The sequence below is a fragment of the Capnocytophaga catalasegens genome, from assembly GCF_026005215.1.
GTDB lineage: Bacteria > Bacteroidota > Bacteroidia > Flavobacteriales > Flavobacteriaceae > Capnocytophaga > Capnocytophaga catalasegens.
On record NZ_BPMA01000021.1, the window covers coordinates 165,504 to 188,947 of the forward strand.

The window sequence follows — 23,444 nt, forward strand, 5'->3', positions numbered from 1 at the left end:
ATATACACTTTCAAAAGTAGTTTTATTCAAATCTGAAAAGGTCAAAGAATATTTTGTCAGAAAAAAATAAAAAGTGAAAGCTGCCAGAAAACTTTCGAGTCATTGTTTATTATTTTCATTTACATTATTAAAAAAAGAGAATTGATGAAGAAACTTATCTATATCTGTATTCTTTTGTGGTCGATTGGAATATGGGCGCAAGAGGAAAAGAAAGAAGATGAAACAGGGACATTTAAATCGATACGTCCCAAGCGAAAGAAGCAAGATAGTATTACATTCACAGCACTCGATTACAAAATAATCTCATTAGTTCGAGATACAACTGCTATTGATACGAGCCTTACTGTTCGCTCAGAATATAAGCATCACCCAGTGGGCAAAGACATGTTTGAGTACATGGAGTTCTCTAATATGGGACAGACTTATAACGCACTTGCGATTGATTTGCGCAACAAAAGCATCAGACCAGAAATGGGTGCAACTGCTAACAATTTCTACTACATACGCTCACACGAAGTGCCATATTATTATCTACCCACACCGATTACTGAGTTTATGTACAAGTCAGGAATAGAGCAAGGTCAAGTACTTCACACGCTGTTTGCAGCGAATATAAATCCGAATTTGAATATTTTCATTCGCTACAATGCACTTCGTTCGCTGGGTAAGTATCAAAACATTCTTTCGAGTATAGGGAACTTCGTAGGGGGGGCATCTTACACATCTAAGAATAAAAGATATTGGATATTTGGGCATTATTCTGACCAAGATATTTTTCATCAGGAGAATGGAGGGTTATCAAATCCTTCTCAATTTACTTCGGGCGATCCTCGTTTTTCAAATCGTGGAGGAATTGATGTTTCGATGACTGATGCAGAGACTGAATGGATTTCTAAGCGTTATTTCTTACATCATCAGTTCAATTTTCTACGCAATGAAAATGCAATCAATGCACAGATTCTCTTAAAGCACCAGATAGAATATGAATCGAAACACTATTCATTTAGCGAAACTTCGGTAGCGCCCAATGGCTATTTGGGCGATAGTTATACAACCTCCAAATTATATGATAAGGCATCACTGAAAACCTTTACAAATCAGCTTGGAGCGGAGTTAGTTCTCCCCTATTTGGGACAAACATACGTGTATGGTAAATCCTATTTTTACAACTACTTCTTTAATCGTTTGCATTATGATATAAACGGGAACGCTTTGCCCAATAAAATTAGTAAAACTGATTACGGAATTGGTCTTTCGTGGAATAAATCGTACAAAGGTTTTTTGATAAATGCATCGGGGGAACAAATGATACTTGGAACACTTTTGGGTACGTATCTTTCGGGAAAAATCGGGTATGAGCTTGATGAGAAAAATAAGTTATACGCAGGAATTCAGGTGCGTTCTGCAATGCCGAACTTTAATATGCTTTTGTATCAGAGTGATTACAAGAACTATAACTGGTATAATCTTGACCAATTTGAACGAGAGAATACCCAGACGCTCTTTGCAGACCTACACAGCCAGTGGGGCAATGCCTCTGTGGATATTAACAACATCAGTAACTACACGTATTTTAAACTCAATGACCCTGTAAGCAATGAACGATTGCAATCAAAACCTGCGCAATATTCGGGAGCAATTCAACACTTGAAAGTAAAGGTTTCTAAGGATTTCAAATTTTGGAAATTCGGACTTGATAACACACTTATGTATCAGCAAGTAATTCAAGATGATGCTATTTTGAATGTACCGACTTTCACTACACGCAACACGCTTTATTATTCCGATTACTTGTTTGAAAAAGCTATGTACTTGCAGACTGGTGTATCGTTCAAGTATTTTACTTCATACTATGCGAACAGATATAACCCACTACTGAGCGAGTTTGAAGTTCAGACGCAAGAGAAGATAGGCAACTATCCTTTATTTGACTTTTTCATAAATGCAAAAGTACGTACAATGCGTATATTTCTCAAATTGGAGCATTTTAATTCAAGTTTCTTTAAATATGATTACTTCGCTGCGCCTCAACAACCTTATCGAGACCTTATTATTCGATTTGGCGTGAGTTGGAACTTCTTTACATAATATACAAATGAAAAACACACAAAAGTAATTAATCATACAATTATTTTTAATCAACGCATTTTTTGAACTTTTTATTTTATAATTATTTGATTGGAAAATAGGAGCAATGTATTTTGTTCCTATTTTTTTTATTATCAAATCAATATTGATTTTTTATAAAAATACTATTCATATAATATTTTCAACAGTGAAGTTATTAAATACACTATGCATTCATATAAATTCAATATTGAAGTTATTAAAAAAATAAATATTTCAAATAAACTCAGTATTGATTTTATTATAAATATCTATTTTTTAAATAAAATCATTTTATTTTTATAGTAAAATACACATATTACACATAATTATCTACTATATTTCATAAAAAAACATATTTATAAATATCTATTTATACTATTTTTTATATATAAAATAAAAAAATTAAAAAAAAATTTGTTTGTATAAAAAAAATATGTATCTTTGTCCCATAAATTTTAAAAACGATATATAATATTATGAATTTAGGATTACGAAAACTAAGCACGAGAGATTTGGCAACACTTGCAGAGCGAGTAATCACGGCTACAAAACAATCTGATGTAAAAGAAGCTAAAAAACATGTTTTCTTAGAACATTTGGAGAAAGCATACAAAGAATATAGCGCTGTTCTTTCTAAAACCACATATAGCGGTAAGGGAAAAAGTGTAGCACAGGCAGATAAGGAACGTGATGTTGCCTTTTCGTCTATGAAATCATTTTTGACTGGATACGTAAAACTTCCTTCTGCTCCATTTCACGAAGAAGCCTTAGCACTTAACGAAATATTTAAAACATATGGAGTTAATATAAGTAGACTTAGTTACTCAGAACAAACGGCACAGCTTAATAAACTTATTGATATATTAGATACACCTGAGCATCTTGAAAAGATGCAAAAACTATCACTTGAAACGGCTTTTAACGAAATAAAAACCACCAATGATAATTTTAAATCTATCATAGATGAGCAAGCTCAGGCAAATTCTGAACTTAGAGAAACACAAAGTGCCTCTGTTCTTAGAAAAGACTTAGAGAAAGCACTCAAACGTTATTTAGATTTGGTTACACTTATGTTCGATATGGAAGGTTGGAAAACTCTTTACAATAAGTTCAACGAGTTTGTAAAAGCAACCAAAAAACCTACCAATTCGAAAAAAGAGACTTCAATAAAAGAAAATTCATGATAGCTTTTTTATAATTATTTACTCCCGTTCTCTTTCATTTTTATATAAACGGGAGTATTTTTATTTATTTTACTAATTTTTTATTTAATTCTTATGAAAAAATATCTTATATATACTTTATTACTAAGCATATTTGTTGCATGTAGCGAAAAAGGACAATTGTCTCAATCAACTGCGAAAGACCTTATCGAATCGCACCTTGCCAATGAAAAGGTTTTTGAATCTGCTACTATTACACTCGGAGAAATGAAGCTAAAAACTAATAAAGATACTGAAAAAATAAAGCAGATTAAACTCTTAGGAAATGAAAACTTCTTTGACATAGAAGAAATTAAATCTAAAAAAAGATTATTTTCAAGTGATAGTCTATGGATTATTAACATAAAACTTGATGAGAAAGCCCTCCCATATGTTATTGAACTAAAAGAAACCAAAGCCAAAGTAAAAACAATAGAATATCAGCTAACAACAAGTAAAGATATTACAATTGAACAAAAAGGAGAAAAAAGAGCAAACGCTTCGGCAATTCTACGAAAAGTAAAAACACCTTTTTACAGCTTTGGTAAAGATAAAACAGAACAAGATTTTATAGTTAAAACCTTCAAGTTCAAATATTCGGACGAAAATGGTTGGGAAATTATTAGATAGTATATTCTTTCAAATCGTTTTAATTCGTTAGTTACCTATTTTAAAAAACAATTCATTACACTTTATTTGCTAATGAGATATACGTCTTTACTATTACTTCAAGCCTTTTTGTCAGTTATATCGGGCATACTTATCACAAAAATGTCTTTTTTGGGACGTATTGGTGTGCATACAATGTATCGAGAATATTTGGTATTTCGCAGTTGGTACAAAACCGCATTGCTTCTATTTGTTGTACAAGTTGTTCTTATTTTAATACTTTCTATTTGCAAAAAAATAATGACTACTGCTTTAACACGTTTTGTTAGTCTTTGTTTTATCGCAGTAGGAGCTATCGGACTTTTCTTTACCTATACAGATTTCACAACAACCTCACATAGAGTGATGAAATCCAGTTTTCATTGGGGATTTTATATTTTTTGGATAGGGTGGTTTATAAGTTGTTTGTTTTTCTTATTTAAGAAATCAAATACTACCAAATCACTTATTCAATTGCCAAATGAGAATACTATTTCTGTTGAAGAATCATTAAAAGCAGAAGAATAATTTTTACTACAAGGAAAGAGAAGGTTCTTTCTGTGATATTTTTTTCTTATACAGATAGAAAAAAAGATAGGCTACAGAACTTCCTACACACATTCCTACAAGTATATCAAGTGGAAAGTGTACGCCTAAGTACATCCGACTGAAAGCATACGGAACTGCCCATACATATACCCACCACGCCCAGCGCATACGCTCACGGAATGTTAAGTATAAAAACGTACAGATAGCAAAACTATTGCTTGTATGTCCTGAGAAAAAACTATATCCTTGCTCTGGTGTAACTATGCGTAACAAGGGAATAAGTTCCTCATTGTGTATTGGGCGAAGACGTGCAACGAGTTCTTTCGTTCCGTTGGTTAATAAGATAGTAGTCAAAAGGGTCAAAATCGTAAAGAGAAGTATTTGCCCAGCTTGTTGTTTGGGAAAAAATCGAAAGCAGATAAATAATAAGAATATAAAAAAGGGAATCCAATGGGTTGCATCTGTAATGTATAACCAGAATTTGTCTTGTGAGGCAGTTCCCATTTGATTTATTTTCACAAGAAGCTGATGGTCAAGGTCAATAATTTTTTGCCACATTATTTATTTCGTTTTACACGCCCCAAAGGGTCTTCTATTTCATCTTTTATTGTATCTATTTCTTTCTGAATATCATCAATAAGCGAGGTATCAATGTTATTCTTTTCAGCAGATTTATTTATTTCAGATTTAATTTCATTCGTTGCATCACGAAGTTGTCGAAATATCTTTCCTAGTGTGCGTGCAATTTCTGGAATTTTATCTGCCCCAAAGAGCATTAAAGCAATAAATAAGATAGTTAATATCTCGGGAGGACTAATGAAAAGTACCATAAGTGTTTTTTTTTGCAAATATACAAATTCTTTTATTATCTTGTCAAAAAACTTTTTATTTTTATTGCATTTAATTATCTTTGCAAATACAAAATTGTAAATACATGGTACATACAAAAAAACAAAAGTTAACATATCATAAACGCATAGCTACTGGGCTTTTCCTTGCCATGTTTTTTTTATACATCGCAATGATTTATAGCGAAAATGTTTGGCAGCTATCTGGTTGGACAGGCTATGTGAAAGCCTTTGCCGAAGCAGCTATGGTAGGTGCTCTTGCCGACTGGTTTGCCGTAACAGCTTTATTTCATTACCCACTCGGAATACAAATTCCGCATACGAATTTAATTGAAAACCGAAAAAAAGACATTGCCGACAACTTAGGGCATTTTGTAGTTGATAACTTTCTAAGTACTAGTACAATTCGTCCTTATATCTACCGAATTGAAGTTACTAAAAACATAGCAAATTGGTTTCTTATCGATAAAAATAAACAACGCGTAAGTGATGAAATACGCAAAATAATAGTAAGCTATCTTCTTTCGACTAATGATAAAGCAATTACTAGATTTTTATCTGAAAAAATAAGTGATTTTACTCCCAAAATTCCAGCAAACAAATTACTCTCACAAGCAATTTTTTATCTTTATGAACATCGTTGGCAAGATAAAATTCTTACGTATCTATTAAATCAAATTGACAAATATCTCGCTCAAAACAAACATTTGATACAAGATAAAGTGCAATTTGCACTCCTCCCCGATTTTGTCAATGCACTTCTATCGCAAAAAATTACCGAAGGATTACAAGATTTTATAACCGAAATCATTCAAAATCCAACACATGCTATTCGCAAAGAGATTGATCAGAAAATAGTTTCTTTCACCAAAGAGCTCTCCTACTCTCCCCAATGGGAACAATCACTCTCCGAATTGAAAAATCAATGGCTTTCAAAAGAAAATTTACAGCCGCATATTACCAATTTATGGTTTTTTATCAAAACACAACTCCTTGAAGATTTAGAAAAACAACAAAATTCAAATATTGATATATTTTTAAATAAAAATATAGATAAATTGGCTTCCTCACTGGCAAATGACTTCTCAAAACAACAACAAATTGACCGCTGGATACAGAAAAATATATATCAGTTTGTGCTTAGAAACAAATCGCAAATCAATACACTTATAAGCAATACCATTGGAAACTGGCACGGACGCGAATTAAGTGAAAAACTCGAACTCGAAGTCGGAAAAGACTTACAATTTATTCGTATCAATGGAACATTAGTTGGTGGTCTCGTCGGATTGATTATCTACATCTTGACCAGACTTATCTTTTAGAAACAAAAAATGACGTTATTGTTGCAATAACGTCATTCTTTTCTATAATGGAGTTCCTTCATTGGTCTTAAACCTATATTCTAAGTACGTATATGCATCGCGCGGCAATATACGAATCCAACGTTTGTATTTCAAAAACCATTTAACCCGAATCGATAAAAATCCATTTGTTAAGTATGCTGCAATAAAAGGATGTGCATTCAAACAAATTCGTCCTTTATATGTACTCTCTGACATTATTTTCTCTAACTCGGTGGTTATTTTATCTATGATAACAATGGGAGCTTCTATCTCTCCCCCTTGATTTGGATTTTCTTCTCTGGTCTTTATATGCAACTCAGGTCGTACGCGTTGTCGGGTTATTTGAATCAATCCGAACTTACTCGGAGGCAATATTTTATGTTTTGCTCTATCATCTTTCATCTCTTCACGAAGAAATTCATACAATTTTTGTCTATTCTCTCCGTTATTCATATCAATAAAATCAACGACAATAATCCCTCCCATATCACGCAAGCGTAATTGTCTTGCTATTTCTGACGCTGCTATTAAATTAACCTCGTAAGCTGTATTTTCTTGATTGGTTGCTTTGTTAGAATGGTTACCGCTATTCACATCAATAACGTGCAATGCTTCGGTATGCTCAATTACCAAATAAGCTCCTTTACTCATTGAAACAGTACGTCCAAAACTTGTTTTTATCTGTCTTTCTATATGAAATCTTTCAAAAATAGGTACAGATGATTGATATAGTTTGACAATATTCACTTTATCAGGAGCTATTTCGTACAAATACTCTCGTATTTGGTCATACAAGGTGTCATCGTTAGTATGTATTCCTGAAAAAGATTCATTGAATACATCACGTAAAATGGCTCCTGCTTTATTAACTTCACTTAATACTTTGGAAGGATAATTGGCACGAGGTATCTTTTTGCACATTAAAATCCAGCGATTTACCAAATTTTGCAAATCTTTGTCGAGTTCTGCTACTTTTTTGCCTTGTGCTACGGTACGGACAATGACCCCGAAACCTTTGGGCTTTATACTTTGTACTATACGCTTTAATCGGTCTTTTTCTGCTTTGTCCTCTATTTTCTGTGAAATAGAAATTCGCTCAGAAAAAGGCACTAAAACCAAATAACGCCCTGCAATGGAAAGCTCTGAACTCAATCTTGGCCCTTTGGTTGAAATAGGTTCTTTAACTATCTGTACCAAAATAGGCTGCCCAGGCTTTAAGACCTCTAAAATACTTCCGTTTTTATTTATATCAGATTCTATTTTGAAATCTTTTAAAGAAAAATCTTTTTGCTTGCCTGTACTTACATCTTTCACAAATTTCAATAATGTTGTTAGTTGAGGGCCTAAATCATGATAATGCAAGAAAGCCTCTTTCTCATATCCAACATTAACAAAAGCTGCATTAAGTCCTTGCACAGGTTTATGTATTTTGGCAAGCATAATATCACCTACAGCAATATTATTTGTATCTTCTTCCTTATGTAATTCAATAAGTTTTCCATTTTTTAATAAAGCAAAATCAACATCAGATGAACCCGAACGAATAATCAATTCTTTATTCACGCTGTTATGATTTAATGATTTAATGATTTATAAAAATATATTTTGTTTACTCTGTGTTAACAAAATCACGAAATACTTTGCAATATTCCAAAGAACTTCACACAAAGTGAAAAAAAGTAGTTAAAAAAACTACTTTTTCTTTTTATGACGGTTAGCTCTTGCTCTTTTTTTACGTTTGTGCGTTGCTACCTTATGTCTTTTTCTTTTTTTTCCGCTTGGCATAAGCTTATTTTTTTATAGTTAATACTCCGTTATTTTTTTATTTTCACTTTTTTCTTAACTCCTTCTACAAAAACTTTAGAAGCTTTAAACGCTGGTATATTATGTGCTGGAATTGTAATTGTAGTATTTTTAGAAATATTACGTCCTGTTTTTTCAGCACGTTTTTTTATAATAAAACTACCAAATCCACGTAAATATACATTATTTCCCTTTTCAAGAGAAGATTTAATTTCTTCCATAAACTTCTCTACGACAGTTTGCACATCTGTCCTATCAATTCCTGAATTATCAGCAATTTTTGCTACAATTTCTGCTTTGGTCATTTCTTTAAATTTTTAAATTATATACTAATTTTGTTATCTCAGTAATCGGGTTGCAAATATACGAATAAAATCTGTAAAAAAACAAGCTAATTGATTAAAATTTAATGAAATAACTTAAAAAAAATTTTGTTACTAATTTTATAAGCTTTTTACATTACACAAAATTAAGCTACTAAGATGTATTTTAATTGGAGAAATATTCCATAAATCAATAAAAAATTTTATATATCAACCATTATTCTGTTAAAATCTATCCAAAAGTTAGGATATGATTTAGATACAACATCAGCATCATTGATGACAATCGGTACACACAGGGAAAGTGGTGCAAATGCCATCGCCATTCGATGATCATTATAGGTATCAATTTTTACATTTTCAACTATTTGAAAAGGAATGATTTTTATTTTTTCATCTGTAATATAAACTTGTGCACCAAGCTTGCTAAGCTCTATTTTTAGAGCTTCTAATCGATTTGTTTCTTTTATTTTGAGTGTGTGAAGTCCCGAAAATTCACAATTAATTCCTAATCCAATGCAAGTAATAGCAATTGTTTGAGCAATATCAGGGGTATTTATAAAATTATATGTAAAATTTTTCAAAACACATTTTTTTTCTTTGTAAAGTATAATGTGATGATTCTCAAAAGTTGTTTTCACTCCAAAAAAAGTATAGATATCTGTCAAAATACTATCTCCTTGTAAACTTTCTTTATTATAAGCAGACAAAGTAATTTGAGTACCCACAGGACTAAGCGCTATCAAACTATAAAAATATGATGCAGAACTCCAATCTGATTCTACTATAAAAGTTTGTTTTTCAACAAATTGCGTCGGAAATATCTCAATAATCCCATTAGTAAATGAAGTTTTTATTCCTATTTTTTGTAAAAGTGAGAGTGTCATTTTCAGATAAGATAATGATGTTATTTCTCCTAAAACATTTATTCTCAATCCATTAGAAAGGCTTGCTCCAATAAGTAATAATGCCGAAATAAACTGACTGCTCACATTGGCCTGTACAGATACTTCATTTTTCACAATGCGCTTTCCATTTATTTTTAATGGTGGAAAACCTTCTTTTTCAAGATATTCAATATCAGAACCAAGTTCTCGCAGTGCATTTACTAAAATTGCTATGGGGCGCTGTTTCATTCGCTCAGACCCTGTTAAAATTACATTTTTCCCTTCAGAAACAGCAAAAAATGCAGTCAAAAAACGCATCGCTGTTCCTGCATGAGATACATCAACTATTCCTTGACTTATTGCTAACCCACTTTGCATCAAACTTGTATCATCTGAATTAGATTCATTCTCAATAGAAATTGTAGGAAAAAGTGCTTGCAAAAGCAATAATCGATTTGTTTCACTTTTAGAACCTGTAATAATAATTTTTTGATTATCAACAAGTTGCTTTTTTGAAAGTTGCATATCCATTTTGAAAAATGTTAATTTTATTTTAGTAAATAAAGTATTTTTTGAGAATAATCTATAATTGCTTTATGTTTTTTCAAAATATCAGCCCCGATAATTCCTTGCAAAGGCTCAAATCCGTAAAGAATCAATGCTTGGTTTATATGGCTAAGGTCAAAAAGAATTAAATTAACACTATGTTTCGACCATTTTCCAATAGTTAGCAAATTATTTTTTGACAAATGCGTTTCAATATCAACAGCTCCTGCCCCAGAGGCTTTTATTTCTGATAATTTCTTTTTCAAACCAAAATATTCAGCAAATTCAATGCCTACACACGTATTTGATGCTCCCGTATCTACAACAAAAAAACCTTCTATTCCGTTAATTTTAGCTTTAATAACCAGATGCAAGGTTTTTATTATCGTAAGGCGAATTGGTATATAGCCTTGTTTTATCAATTCGTATTTCATTCAAGATTTTTAGATGTTATAACAAATTGGTATCATTGTATAATCATTTCGGCTAATAGTTTCTTGGCTCTCATTAGACCGACCTTCACACTACTCACAGATATTTGCATTTTTTGTGCAATTTCTTTGTGCGACATTGCTTGAAAAAAACGCATTTGAATCAGTTGTTGGTAGGTTGGAGTAAGTTTTTTTATCTGTAGAAGAAGATTCGTAAGTTTCTGTTCTTCAATAAGTTTATCTTCAATACTGAGTGTTTCATCTGGAATATTACGAGCCGTCTCGGGGATTTGACTTTTTTGTTCAAGTATTTCAGATTGCTTGCTTCGATAGCTGTCTATTGCAATATTTTTTGACACTGTAAGCAACCAAGTTTTAAAACTATACGAAGAATTATACATATTTATCTTATCAAAAGCTTTGGCAAAAGTCTGAATTGTAATATCTTCAGCATCATCTTCAAGAACGACTCGTTTCAATTGAAAATTATATACATCAGCCCAAAACGTATCGAGTAAATACCGAAACGCCTGCTGATTTCCTTTCTTTGCCAAAACAATCTGATAAGCTAAATTCATATTTACAAATTACGACATTCGGCTTCCTCTGGCATTTTACCGCAAAACCCACAAGGTTCGCCAGTTTTATTCAGATGTGGATTTTGACTTGCACAAGTTCCCGAAAATTTGCCATCTTTTTTAGCCCAAATCTTAATTGCAAGTCCTATGATGCAAAGTGCTAATATTCCAATAGTTAAAATAAATAATTTCATTGTATTTCTATTAGTTTTGAAGGGCAAAGTTACAAAAAATATTATTTCTTTAGAAACTAAATTTTAATTTTATTCAAAAAATAGAATTCATTTACTAAAGAATATTTTAAAACTTTATGTTTTTTCCGTTTCTTTGCAAAAATTTTGTTTAAAGATGAATTTTTTATCTGTTGAAAATATCTCCAAATCGTTTGGAGAACGAGTTTTATTTGAGAATATTTCCTTTGGTATCAACAAAGACCAAAAAATAGCCTTCATTGCCAAGAATGGAACAGGAAAAACAACCCTTTTGAATATCTTAATTGGGAAAGATAGCTCCGATAGCGGGCAAGTTATCTCACGTAAAGGAATTCAAATTGCTTATCTTTCGCAAGTACCTGATCTTCAAGAAGATTTAACAATCGAGCAGACTATTTTTTCCTTAGAAAGTCCTATATTGAAGGTAATACATCGTTATGAAGAAGCTTTGAAAAATCCTGAAAACGAAGCAGAATATCAGCTTGCATTTGAGCAGATGGAGCTTTATGGTGGGTGGGATTTTGAAACACAATACAAACAAATCCTTTCGAGATTGAAACTTGACAATTTATCATTACTTGTGAAGAATTTATCAGGAGGGCAGAAGAAACGATTAGCCTTAGCCAATGTTTTAATCAGTAAGCCTGACCTTTTAATCTTAGATGAGCCAACGAATCACCTTGATTTGGAGATGATTGAATGGCTTGAAGCATTTTTCAGCAAGGAAAATATCACTCTTTTTATGGTAACTCATGATAGATACTTCTTGGAGCGAGTTTGTAATGAAATTATTGAACTTGATAATGGTGAATTATATAGTTATAAGGGTAATTATTCTTATTTTTTAGAAAAAAAAGAACAAAGAATTAGTCAAGAGCAAGCAAGTATTGACAAAGCTAAAAATTTATACTTCAAAGAGTTAGATTGGATACGAAGACAGCCCAAAGCACGCACAACTAAGTCTAAGTCAAGGATTGATGACTTCTATATAATTAAGGAAAAAGCACATAAACGCCGTAAAGAACACGTTGTTCAGCTTGAAATCAATATGGAACGCTTAGGAAGTAAGATTATTGAGTTACACAACGTATCGAAAAGCTACGAAAACCTAATTATTCTCAACAAATTTGACTATGTATTCAAGCGAGGTGAGCGTGTAGGTATCATTGGAAAAAATGGAACAGGAAAAACTACATTTTTGAACTTACTCACTCAACAAATCTCCCAAGATGCTGGAAAAATAATCATTGGTGATACTATTAAAATTGGCTATTACACACAAATAGGAATGGACATCAAACCCGAGCAAAAGGTTATTGACGTTATTAAGAGATACGGCGAATTTATTCCCCTTACCAAAGGAAAAATACTCTCAGCTGGGCAACTTTTAGAACGCTTTCTCTTTGATAGGAAAAAACAATATGACTATGTAGAGAAGCTCAGCGGAGGAGAAATCAAGCGTTTATACCTTTGTACTATTCTTATTCAAAATCCAAACTTCTTAATATTGGACGAACCTACCAATGACCTTGATATAGTAACGCTTAACGTACTTGAAAACTTCTTACTTGACTATCCTGGCTGTCTTATCGTAGTTTCACATGACAGATATTTTATGGATAAAATAGTCGATCATCTTTTTATCTTCAAAGGAAATGGTATTGTTGAAGACTTTCCAGGAAACTACTCTGATTATCGAACTTATGAAGAAAGTATCCCACCTAAGGAAGATACTATTCGAAAGGAAACTCCTAAAAATACGTGGAGAAAAGACGGATTAAAAGGGCTTTCCTTCAACGAACAAAAGGAATATAATCGATTAGAAAAGGATATTGAGAAACTTGAAGTTCAAAAACGAGAAATTGAAAATTTATTCTTAGAAGGAAACCTTTCCTCTGATGAAATTCAGAAAAAATCAGAAGAATTGAGCCATATTATCACACATTTGGAAGAAAAAACAGAACGATGGTTTGAGCTTTCTATTAAAAATGAAGAATCAGAGAATAAAAATTAGAAAATATCCAATATATTTTTAGCTTTTTGCTTCATCATCGGAGCTTTTTGCTTCATCATCGGAGCTTTTTGCTTCATCATCGGAGCTTTTTGCTCAATCATTGGAGCTTTTTGCTCAATCATTGGAGATTTTTGCTCAATCATCGAAGCTTTTTGCTCAATCACCGGAGCTTTTTGCTCAATAATCGGAGCTTTTTGCTCAATCACCGGAGCTTTTTGCTTCTATTTTTATATTTATAAATTAGATATTACATTTTATACCTTCTATATAAAAAAAATTAGGCAATAGTTATTAGCATTATGCTACTACCTATTGCCTATTATTTAATATATGATACCTAATTCCTACGATTGTGTGCTCTCTTTACTCGATTTACTTCCTTTTGGAAAACGCTTTCCTAAATCTTCTTGAATCGTTTTTGCTTCAGAATTACCTACCTTAGCTGCCATCTTTACACTTGCATAGTATAGTAAAGCCTGCGAATATGCTTCACTACCTGTTAGTATTAAAATATCACGAAGCATTTCGTTTATCTGCTCAGAAGTAGCATAAATGGGCTGTAAAGCTTGATTTGCCTTATAATCCTTCTTAAATTCCTCTGTTTCCATTATTGGAGGAACCAGTAACGGATTTGAATCTACATAATCGGCTACTTTACCTACGAAAGCTACTGTTTTATCGCTCATTTTAGGAATTCCCATTCGTGCTGATGCTGTTAATTTCACTGAAAAAGGAGCTAATAATTCCTTTATTTCTTTTAATTTTTCTTCCAATTGAGTAATTACCTCTGGAGCAATTTCTATACTCACCGAATTTTTTGACATAACCTTATCTTTTTATAATTTACGATGCAAAACTATATAAAATATCTTTACCATGCAAATTTTATCCTTATTTTTTTTATAAAATAACCATAAATATGAGCATTGTAAGAGCACAAATAATAATAGGACCTATAATACCAATAACAATTCCCATATAACGGAAGTCTTTTTGTTCTAAAAATCCGGTACTATATGCAATAGCATTGGGAGGTGTTGAAATCGGTAAGAATAAAGCCGTAGAAGCACTAAGCCCAATAACCAATGGTAAGATAATAGGATTTTGATAAGTCAAAATAATAGCAATTGGAATAAGAATTGTTGCAGTTGCGGTGTTACTCATTACATTAGAAAGTAACACAGTAAGTAAAGCAAAGAATAAAATAAGCACATAGAAGTTCAGATTCAGATGCTGAATCTTATCTACATAATGTTGCGCTAATCCTGTTTCCTTAATTGCCATTCCAAGTGCCAATCCTCCTGCTACAAGCATCAATGTATCCCAAGGAAGCTTTCGCACGTCTTTTCCTCTGACTACTCCCAACATTGTAAGGAGCATAATTGGAATAAATGATACAATTGATGCAGGAATATTATGCAATTTTTCAGTAAGCCATAACAAAAGCGTAATACAAAGCACAATTAGCACAATGTTTTTCTTCATTTTCAAGATTTGAGGGTCTTCTTTTAATTCTTCTTCAGTGGGTGTTTCATCTAAAGTTACTTCAACAGGAATGTTTGTTTTAATATACTTACGTTTGAGCAAATACCACGCAACAAAAACCAAAATAATTGCAATAGGCATTCCCACATACATCCATTCTAAGAAGCCTATCCCCTTGTCAGAGAGCGCATCGACAGCAATTGCATTGGGTGGAGAACCAATAAGTGTGCCCATACCACCAATAGATGCCGCAGCTGCTATTCCTATCAAAATAGCTTTTGCTAAGGGCGCATCTTTGGGAAGTGTTTGCAAAAAAGGAGCTACTGAAGCCGCCATCATTGCAGTTGTAGCCGTATTAGACATAATTGTAGAGAAAGCTGCCGTAGTTAGCATCAGCCCTAGTAGTATGTTTTGAGGAGCTGTTCCAAACTTTGAAATAGACATTTTAAATACAATCCTATCTAAATGCGTCCTTTGCATCGCATCGGCCATAAAAAAACCTCCGAGCATTAACCAAATAACACTATTTGACCACGTATTTACATAATCTTGGTAGTATGACTTAGCATTTTCAGGGTCTAATTCTGAATAATAGCTATTAGTAGCAAAAATAAGGAAGCCAAAAACCAAAAGCCCTGTTGCAAAAGGTGGGATAGCTTCTGTAATCCATAGCCCAATAGCAAAAAAAAGTAAAAAAAGTACATAAATTTGTACTCTGTTAAGCTCTGGTTCATACAAAAAGTAGGTAAGACCAAAGGCAACAATGGCGCTGAGTAAAAAATAAATAACTTTGCGCTGAACATCGACCATTCGCTGAATATGCGACATAATTTCAAGTGAATAATGTCTGGAATCTGCCATTTTTATTTAAGTTTAATTGTTAATAACATATATAATATCTATAATTTGGAAGAAAAAAATAATACTTTTTAGATTTTACTCCTCATAAAAATAAAAAAATCCCCCATAATAGGAGGATTAGATACTTTATTTATGGTTTTTTTCTGTAAATTCTTTATTAAAAAATATATCTTCGGCTAATTTATCTTCTTTATCTCTAATTTCATCAAGTAATAATGACTTCATCTGTTGGATAATTCGTTCATATCCTTTTTCTTGGTAACAATTATGCAATTCGTTCGGGTCTTTATCAAGGTCATAGAACTCCCAACCATTGTATCGTTTGTAAAAACGTATCAATTTGTAACGATTTGTTCGAACCCCAAAGTGAGGAGATACAGCATGCTCTCCATTTTCATAATAATGATAAAAAATAGCTTTGCGTAACGTAGCTTTTTTCTTTTCTAACAAAGGGAGAAGCGACTTTCCTTGCATTTCCTCAGGAATTTTTATACCTGCCAACTGCAAAAACGTAGGAGCTAAGTCTATATTCATTACAAATTGCTCCGTAGTTACTCCTTTTTGCTTCAATTTCGGATATGAAAGCATCATCGGAGTACGAAAAGACTCCTCGTACATAAATCGTTTGTCAAACCAACCGTGTTCGCCCATATAAAACCCTTGGTCTGAGAGATAAACCACCATTGTATTGTCTTTAAGCTGATTTTTTTCGAGATAATCGAGTAATCGACCTATATTTTTGTCCATCGAATGTGCTGTTGCCATATAATCACGCATATAACGCTGGTATTTCCATAAAGCTAACTCCTTTTCAGATAAGTTTTTCTGGCGAAATGCTTTTTCTATTGAGGTATAAAATTCTTGATATGCCTTTATCTGTTCAGCGTTCATTCTATTAAAATTACTATCTCTATCTTTGGGATTAGTAGCAAACATTTTCAAGTCATATTCCATTCGCATATCTTTCCCTATGGACATTTCTTGCTCACTGGCGGGAATTCTCCCTTGATAATTGTCAAAAAATGTATCGGGAACAGGGAAATTAACCGTTTCGTATCTGCCCAAATCGGGCAAGTCGGGCATCCAAGTACGATGCGTCGCCTTATGACCTATAATCAAACAAAATGGTTTTTCACGATTGCGGTTATCAAGCCACTTTTCGGCTTCATTTTCTATGATATTGCTTACATATCCTTCTTCTCTGACAATTTTTTGTCCTTCAATGATAAAATCTGGATTGAAATAATACCCCTGACCTACCAATATTTTGAAAAAATCAAAACCTTTGGGGTTATCACCCAAATGATATTTGCCTATCCACGCAGTTTGATAACCTGCACTTTGCAATATGTTTGAAAATTGCTGCTGATTGGAGTTATATGTTGAAGTTTCGTTATCTGTATATCCATTTTTATTGCTATATTTCCCTGTAAGGATACAAGCACGACTGGGACCACAGATAGAATTGGTAACATATGCCTTATTAAATAGAATTCCTTCGTTAGCAATTCGGTCAATGTGCGGAGTCTCACTCCTTTTTTTCTTATTATACGCTCCAATAGTCTGAAAAGCATGGTCATCAGAGATAATCAGTACAATATTGGGCTTTTTCTGTGCGAAAAGCCCCGAAAAAGTAATTAAAAATAAAAGCAAATACTTGTACATGTTACTAAAAATTAAATAAATCGGGTTGCTAAGTTACAATTTTTAGAATATAAAAGCAAATTTTTCAAAAAGAAAAAAACACTCAATCCAAAAATTGAGTGTTTTAAAAGTAATTTTCTATCATTTTTTCTAATAACAAGACCTTTATTTATTATGATTTCTTAGTACTAAGATTTCTTCCATCTTTGGACTGAAAACTTCTGCAAATGTGTCTTCAATAACTCCATTTGTATTAACTACAATTGCTTTATTGACATTAAAACTGAACAAATGTCTATCTGAGTCTTTCCGATATGAGTCGATGTAATACTGTTCTGTTCCTATTAAATCAGAATCAGCAACCTCATAAAGCCATTTTTGATAATTTCCTCCTATTTCAATGCCTACAAAATTAACATCGGGGCTAATTTCTTTCAATTGCTGGATACGATAATGCAAATACTTAGCATATTCATTTTCAATCGACCAAAAATAAAAAACATTATACACCGAAGGTTTTATCAGATTTTTGATATAAATCGTATCGTTATTGATATCAACTACCTGAAAATTTGGAAAAGGCTTGTTTTTTTCGAAATCAAGAATTGTTTGATAAAGTTGTTTTATTTCTCGTTTATGCGAATTATGCTCAATACGAGGGCTCAATTCTTCAACATAAATCCGGTTATACATTTCGTCACGTGGATTTAACAAATAAGAAAAAGAGGCATTTCGGAGCATATTATCTTTAATTGCGTTGTGCTTAAAAACACTATCAATTGTTTGAAGTTTATTGAGTTGAAAATTCAATAATCGTGCTTCTCTATGAGTGCTTGGTATGTTGTCTATTACACTTTTTTGATAAGCAATATTATTAACATATTCTATCAAATATTGATAATATGGATTAAAATATGAAATTTCTAAGTCATTATAATTAAGTTTTTTACGAAAATTATAAAAACATTCAGGAAGTATAATTTTCTTTTGAAAAATTCTCTCATTTTCAAGTTTATACAATTCGTAAGGTTTATGTGCATCAAAAAAGAAACTTGCCCAAGCTATTTTTTGTGCTTGAAGTGATAATTTTTTATTTTTTTTCAAAAAATCATTATAAATATGTTGATATCCAAGATAAATAGAATCAACTTTTGTAATAAATTTATCAGGAGACAAACGATACCACTTTTTGTACAAATTTTCATTTTGTTCAACTTTCAACTTCATTTCGTTGATAAAGTTATTTATAGAAGCATTTGTCCCTGAATAAGTTACACTCTTATGAAAGTTATATGTATTTGCTGAAAAAAGTAAACTATCTCCTTTTTCCAAATATATATATTGAAAATTATCGCTAGTTTTGAAATAATATAATCCATTTTGTTTCAAGTTACTCAAACGAAAACAAAAATTATTTTTAGTATCAATAGTGGCAGAATCAACTACTTGATCATTAAAATACAACACTACAAAATTATCAATAGGATTCAAAATCCTACCGCATAAGATTGTTTCGTGAGGCTCTTTTTTAGAACAACCTATACAAATTATAGTCAAAAAAAATAAAAATGCCTTTGTATTCATATTTTTTTCATTGAATATTGAGGCAAATTAAGTAAAAAATTATGGGGCATCTGGTTAATAGATTGTTAAATATCTATATATATGTTCATAAAAATCAATACTTTAACTAATATTTAATATTGTTTTGAGAAAAATATTTTATTTCTTCAAAAAAATATTCATTCTAAAAATAAAAAAACCGCCATTGAAAGCGGTTTTCAAAACAGATATATCTTTATTAAACGTTTATTTTACTTTTTCAACAATTGCTTTGAAAGCTTCTGGGTGATTCATTGCTAAATCAGCAAGAACTTTTCTATTTAATTCTATATTATTAGCTTTAAGAGCCCCCATAAACTTAGAATACGACAATCCGTAAATACGTGCCCCCGCATTGATACGAGTAATCCACAAGGCACGGAATGTGCGTTTTTTGTTGCGACGGTCTCTATAAGCATATTGCATTGCTTTTTCAACTGCATTTTTAGCAACTGTCCAAACGTTTTTTCTACGACCAAAGAAACCTTTGGCTTGTTTCATTATTTTTTTTCTACGAGCTCTACGAGCTACTGAATTGACTGATCTTGGCATAATTTTACTTATTTTTTGTAGCAGGCGACCTTGTTAAAGTTCTTCAATTTTAGCCCGCTCCAGGGTTAAACGTATTACCTAATTACAGATTTATTTCAAACCTAATTGTCTTTTTACACTACTTTCATCGTTAGTATGAACAAGCGCAGCATGGGTTAAAGCAAGTTTGCGCTTTTTCGATTTTTTAGTCAAAATATGACTTTTAAAAGCGTGTTTTCTTTTAATTTTGCCAGAACCCGTTATTTTGAAACGTTTCTTAGCACTTGATTTAGTTTTAATTTTTGGCATTTTACTAAAATTTATGACATATCTGTTTGTTTTTGAAAGAATAATAAATCTCATCTTTCAGGGTGCAAATATACAAAAACCTTTTATATCTGAACTATTTTTTATTAAAAATATTTATTTTTTACGTTTTATAAGTAGCTGTTGCTGATTTATTTTTATGACAATACCACCTTTGCAAAGATTATTCTCTGCAAAGATGGTATTTTACACAAATTATATATTACGTGTTTTATTTATTTTGCTTTTTTAAGTGGAGCGATGAACATTGTCATTCGTTTTCCTTCAAGTTTTGGCATTTGTTCAACTTTTCCAAATTCTTCTAAATCAACTGCTAAGCGAAGTAAAAGCTCCTGTCCTTGGTCTTTATAAACTATCGAACGTCCTTTAAAAAATACATAAGCTTTGAGTTTCGCTCCGTCTTTTAAGAATTTTTCACCGTGACGTTTTTTGAATTGGTAGTCATGATCATCGGTCTGAGGTCCAAAACGTATTTCTTTGATTTCTACCTTAGTTGCTTTCGCTTTAAGTTCCTTGGTACGTTTCTTTTGTTCATAAAGAAACTTTTTGTAATCAATAATTTTACATACAGGTGGTTCAGCATTGGGTGATATTTCTACCAAATCCAATTCCATTTCTTCTGCAAGTCGCAGAGCTTCTTTGGTCGGATACACGCCCATTTCGACGTTATCGCCCACCAAACGCACTTCGGGTACGCGAATATCGCGATTTATCCGATGAGAAGATTTATCTTCTTTTGCGTCTTTGTTGTTGTTTGTTACTTTACTAATGGCTTTATATTTTTTAATTATACATTATTTTTAAAGCTTTTTATAGCTTCATTTACTTCATTATTAACAAGTTGTGCAAAATCTTCAACGGACAAAGTTCCCAGATTTTCACCTCCGTGTTTGCGAACAGAAATCATTCCATTTTTCTCTTCCTCCTCTCCTACTACCAGTATATAAGGGATTTTTTTGGTTTCTGCTTCGCGAATTTTCTTACCAATTGTCTCGTTACGATTATCTATCAGGGTGCGAATATCGGAATTTTCTAACAAATGTAAAACTTTTTGAGCATATTTTTCATATTTTTCACTAATAGAAAGGATTATTGCCTGTTCAGGTATCAACCAAAGTGGGAAATTCCCTGCTGTATGCTCCAACAAAATAGCCACAAAACGCTCCATACTTCCGAATGGTGCTCGGTGAATCATCACTGGTCTATGAAGTTCATTATCAGAACCTTTGTACCACAAATCAAAACGCTCTGGCAAGTTGTAATCCACTTGGATAGTTCCCAATTGCCAACTTCTACCCAAAGCATCTTTTACCATAAAATCCAGTTTTGGCCCATAGAAAGCCGCTTCACCGGTTTCGATGACATAGTTCAAGCCTTTTTCTTTGGCAGCATTGATAATCGCGTTTTCTGCTTTTTCCCAATTTTCGTTACTTCCGATGTATTTCGAAGGATTTTCAGGGTCACGGAGCGACACTTGAGCTGTAAAGTTTTCAAAACCAAGTGATCCAAATACATAAAGTACCAAATCAATTACATTTTTGAACTCAGCATCCAATTGCTCTGGCGTACAGAATATGTGAGCATCATCTTGTGTAAAACAACGAACACGTGTAAGTCCGTGAAGTTCACCACTTTGCTCATATCTATAAACCGTTCCGAACTCTGCAAATCGTTTTGGTAAATCCTTGTAACTCCACGGACGCGAATTGTAAATCTCGCAATGATGCGGACAATTCATCGGTTTTAACAAATATTCCTCTCCTTCATTAGGAGTAGCAATTGGCTGGAAGCTATCTTTTCCATATTTCTCCCAATGCCCCGAAGTTACGTACAAATCTTTATGCCCGATATGTGGCGAAACCACCTGTTCATACCCTGCTTGTTTTTGTGCTTTTCGTAAAAATTGTTTCAAACGCTCACGCAAAGCAGCTCCTTTGGGTAACCACAACGGCAATCCTTGTCCTACTTTATTTGAAAATGTAAATAACTCTAATTCTTTACCTAACTTTCTGTGGTCACGCTTTTTAGCTTCTTCCAAAAGAGTTAAATACTCTGTTAAATCTTTTTGTTTTGGGAACGAAATTCCATACACACGTGTGAGCTGAGGCTTGTTTTCATCGCCACGCCAATACGCTCCTGCAATACTTAATAACTTAACTGCTTTTATAAAACCTGTATTTGGCAAATGTCCGCCACGGCAAAGGTCTGTAAAAGTGCTATGGTCGCAAAATGTTATTTCTCCATCTTGCAGATTTTCAATAAGTTCTGTTTTAAATTCGTTTTTCCCTTTGTAATAAGAAAGAGCATCAGCTTTGGATACTTCACGAAGTTTAAATTCGTATTTTCCGCGAGCTATTTCGAGCATTTTTTTCTCAATTTCGGGAAAATCTTTTTCAGAAATAGCATTTCCGTTGAAATCAATATCGTAATAAAATCCGTTATTTATTGCAGGACCAATAGTTAGTTTTACATTAGGATACATCTCTTCAATGGCTTGTGCCAAAATGTGAGCGGAAGAATGCCAGAAGGCTTTTTTTCCTTCCTCATCATTCCAAGTGTACAAAATCAAACTACCATCGATGGTCAAGGGCGTTGAAGTTTCAATAATCTTTCCATTGAAACTGGCAGAAAGTACATTACGCGCCAATCCTTCACTAATACTTTGAGCTACTTGCATTGGAGTTGTACCCTTATCGTAATTCTTTACCGAACCATCTGGTAATGTAATTTGTATCATTTTTTTCTTTTTTGTTGAAGTGGCAAATTTAGTTTTTTTTTTTCTTTTTATCAAGATGAAAATTAAAAATAATAAATAATTATTTCAATTTTTATTTAAATAATTAAAAATCAATATTTTAATTTTACAAAAAACATTTTATTCAGAGAAAAAAATCAAATTTATTCTTGTTCTTTTTCAAACAATTCTCGGATATTTCCATACGAATTTTGTAAAATTTTAGCGATTTTCTCAGGTTTTTTCCACTTTACTTTTTCTATATCTTCTTCAATTTGTGGTATAAATTTCGCTTTAGTCGTTGAATACATATTAAACCAATGAGTTTCTTTGAGTTGATACTTCCCATCTCGATGAAAAATATGATATGTTATTGCTCGAAAATTAAGCAAAATTAGGTCTTTTATACCTGTTTCTTCTTTAACTTCACGCAAAGCACACTGACTAAGTGTTTCTCCTTTGTCCAATTTTCCTTTGGGCAAATCCCATTTTCCTTTGCGTTTTATGAACAAAATTTGTTTTTTTTCATTAGTAACAATTCCACCAGCAGCTCGAACTAATTTTATTTTTTTAACAAATTTATTCAAAAGTTTCTTTTCTTTTGGGTGATACAATACGATTTTATCAACATCTTTTTTATCAAGTTCTGTCATTATTTTATCTATCGACATATCTTCGAGCAAAAAATATTTGACGCTGTCCAAATAATCTTGTACATTTGTCAAAATTATCACCTTATCATTAACAAAAATTTTATACATTAT

Annotated in this window: 24 protein-coding genes; 6 read left to right on the plus strand and 18 right to left on the minus strand. The window is 32.3% G+C overall.

Annotation, left to right across the window (positions count from 1 at the left end):
- The first annotated feature begins 144 nt into the window (after window positions 1–144).
- From OO775_RS07600 to OO775_RS07615, 4 genes are all read left to right on the plus strand, one after another.
- The gene (locus OO775_RS07600; protein ID WP_264846477.1) at window positions 145–2,088 is read left to right on the plus strand and encodes a putative porin; all 1,944 of its coding nucleotides are present in this window, start codon (window positions 145–147) and stop codon (window positions 2,086–2,088) included.
- Between the two features lie 497 nt (window positions 2,089–2,585).
- A complete protein-coding gene (locus OO775_RS07605) occupies window positions 2,586–3,293 on the plus strand; it encodes a DUF6261 family protein (protein ID WP_264846478.1) in 708 nt (235 codons plus the stop codon).
- Between the two features lie 93 nt (window positions 3,294–3,386).
- Entirely contained in the window at window positions 3,387–3,941 is a 555-nt protein-coding gene (locus tag OO775_RS07610) for a hypothetical protein (protein WP_264846479.1), read from the plus strand.
- Between the two features lie 72 nt (window positions 3,942–4,013).
- The gene (locus OO775_RS07615; protein WP_264846480.1) at window positions 4,014–4,487 is read left to right on the plus strand and encodes a hypothetical protein; all 474 of its coding nucleotides are present in this window, start codon (window positions 4,014–4,016) and stop codon (window positions 4,485–4,487) included.
- Window positions 4,488–4,493: 6 nt separating this feature from the next.
- Here the strand turns inward: OO775_RS07615 and OO775_RS07620 are convergent, their stop codons facing one another.
- Complete coding sequence (locus OO775_RS07620) at window positions 4,494–5,066, minus strand: phosphatase PAP2 family protein (RefSeq protein WP_264846481.1); 573 nt, start codon at window positions 5,064–5,066, stop codon at window positions 4,494–4,496.
- A complete protein-coding gene (locus tag OO775_RS07625; RefSeq protein ID WP_264846482.1) occupies window positions 5,066–5,338 on the minus strand; it encodes a Sec-independent protein translocase subunit TatA/TatB in 273 nt (90 codons plus the stop codon). Before OO775_RS07625 ends, OO775_RS07620 begins: the two co-directional genes overlap by 1 nt.
- 104 nt (window positions 5,339–5,442) lie before the next feature.
- Here OO775_RS07625 and OO775_RS07630 point away from each other — a divergent pair, with 104 nt between their 5' ends.
- Window positions 5,443–6,681, plus strand: coding sequence for a DUF445 domain-containing protein (locus OO775_RS07630; protein WP_264846483.1), 1,239 nt, complete (start codon window positions 5,443–5,445; stop codon window positions 6,679–6,681).
- A 42-nt stretch (window positions 6,682–6,723) separates the two neighbouring features.
- Here OO775_RS07630 and OO775_RS07635 read toward each other — a convergent pair whose 3' ends face one another.
- From OO775_RS07635 to OO775_RS07660, 6 genes are all read right to left on the minus strand, one after another.
- Window positions 6,724–8,265 carry an Rne/Rng family ribonuclease gene (locus tag OO775_RS07635; RefSeq protein WP_264846484.1) on the minus strand — a complete coding sequence of 514 codons (1,542 nt, stop codon included), beginning with the start codon at window positions 8,263–8,265 and terminating at the stop codon, window positions 6,724–6,726.
- A 251-nt stretch (window positions 8,266–8,516) separates the two neighbouring features.
- Entirely contained in the window at window positions 8,517–8,810 is a 294-nt protein-coding gene (locus tag OO775_RS07640; protein WP_264846485.1) for an HU family DNA-binding protein, read from the minus strand.
- A gap of 221 nt (window positions 8,811–9,031) precedes the next feature.
- Window positions 9,032–10,246, minus strand: a complete 1,215-nt coding sequence (locus OO775_RS07645) for a 3-phosphoshikimate 1-carboxyvinyltransferase (protein WP_264846486.1) — start codon at window positions 10,244–10,246, stop codon at window positions 9,032–9,034.
- Between the two features lie 17 nt (window positions 10,247–10,263).
- Window positions 10,264–10,695: a retropepsin-like aspartic protease family protein gene (locus OO775_RS07650; protein WP_264846487.1), complete on the minus strand. Its 432-nt coding sequence runs from the start codon at window positions 10,693–10,695 to the stop codon at window positions 10,264–10,266.
- A 32-nt stretch (window positions 10,696–10,727) separates the two neighbouring features.
- Window positions 10,728–11,270, minus strand: coding sequence for an RNA polymerase sigma factor (locus tag OO775_RS07655; protein ID WP_264846488.1), 543 nt, complete (start codon window positions 11,268–11,270; stop codon window positions 10,728–10,730).
- A gap of 2 nt (window positions 11,271–11,272) precedes the next feature.
- On the minus strand, window positions 11,273–11,464 hold the full coding sequence (locus OO775_RS07660; protein ID WP_264846489.1) for a membrane or secreted protein: 192 nt from the start codon (window positions 11,462–11,464) through the stop codon (window positions 11,273–11,275).
- Between the two features lie 154 nt (window positions 11,465–11,618).
- On the opposite strand from OO775_RS07660, the gene OO775_RS07665 reads away from it, so the two are divergent.
- Window positions 11,619–13,496, plus strand: coding sequence for an ABC-F family ATP-binding cassette domain-containing protein (locus OO775_RS07665; protein WP_264846490.1), 1,878 nt, complete (start codon window positions 11,619–11,621; stop codon window positions 13,494–13,496).
- Here the strand turns inward: OO775_RS07665 and OO775_RS07670 are convergent.
- The 10 genes from OO775_RS07670 to OO775_RS07715 all read right to left on the minus strand — a co-directional run bounded on the left by OO775_RS07670 (window position 13,493) and on the right by OO775_RS07715 (window position 23,441).
- Window positions 13,493–13,702: a hypothetical protein gene (locus OO775_RS07670; RefSeq protein ID WP_264846491.1), complete on the minus strand. Its 210-nt coding sequence runs from the start codon at window positions 13,700–13,702 to the stop codon at window positions 13,493–13,495. The two genes, OO775_RS07665 and OO775_RS07670, sit on opposite strands and share 4 nt — an antisense overlap.
- Window positions 13,703–13,840: 138 nt before the next feature.
- Entirely contained in the window at window positions 13,841–14,320 is a 480-nt protein-coding gene (locus tag OO775_RS07675) for a hypothetical protein (RefSeq protein WP_264846492.1), read from the minus strand.
- Between the two features lie 76 nt (window positions 14,321–14,396).
- The gene (locus OO775_RS07680; RefSeq protein WP_264846493.1) at window positions 14,397–15,842 is read right to left on the minus strand and encodes an SLC13 family permease; all 1,446 of its coding nucleotides are present in this window, start codon (window positions 15,840–15,842) and stop codon (window positions 14,397–14,399) included.
- Between the two features lie 126 nt (window positions 15,843–15,968).
- A complete protein-coding gene (locus OO775_RS07685) occupies window positions 15,969–17,507 on the minus strand; it encodes a sulfatase family protein (protein ID WP_264846494.1) in 1,539 nt (512 codons plus the stop codon).
- Window positions 17,508–17,651: 144 nt separating this feature from the next.
- Window positions 17,652–19,070, minus strand: a complete 1,419-nt coding sequence (locus tag OO775_RS07690; protein WP_264846495.1) for a hypothetical protein — start codon at window positions 19,068–19,070, stop codon at window positions 17,652–17,654.
- A 225-nt stretch (window positions 19,071–19,295) separates the two neighbouring features.
- Window positions 19,296–19,640 (minus strand): 50S ribosomal protein L20, encoded by a 345-nt coding sequence (gene rplT, locus OO775_RS07695; RefSeq protein ID WP_264846496.1) that lies wholly within the window; start codon window positions 19,638–19,640, stop codon window positions 19,296–19,298.
- Between the two features lie 90 nt (window positions 19,641–19,730).
- The gene (gene rpmI / locus OO775_RS07700; RefSeq protein ID WP_264846497.1) at window positions 19,731–19,928 is read right to left on the minus strand and encodes a 50S ribosomal protein L35; all 198 of its coding nucleotides are present in this window, start codon (window positions 19,926–19,928) and stop codon (window positions 19,731–19,733) included.
- Window positions 19,929–20,161: 233 nt separating this feature from the next.
- Window positions 20,162–20,659: a translation initiation factor IF-3 gene (gene infC / locus OO775_RS07705; protein WP_264846516.1), complete on the minus strand. Its 498-nt coding sequence runs from the start codon at window positions 20,657–20,659 to the stop codon at window positions 20,162–20,164.
- A gap of 74 nt (window positions 20,660–20,733) precedes the next feature.
- Window positions 20,734–22,683, minus strand: coding sequence for a threonine--tRNA ligase (gene thrS / locus OO775_RS07710; protein WP_264846498.1), 1,950 nt, complete (start codon window positions 22,681–22,683; stop codon window positions 20,734–20,736).
- A 161-nt stretch (window positions 22,684–22,844) separates the two neighbouring features.
- Window positions 22,845–23,441, minus strand: coding sequence for an NUDIX hydrolase (locus tag OO775_RS07715; protein WP_264846499.1), 597 nt, complete (start codon window positions 23,439–23,441; stop codon window positions 22,845–22,847).
- Window positions 23,442–23,444 lie beyond the last annotated feature (3 nt).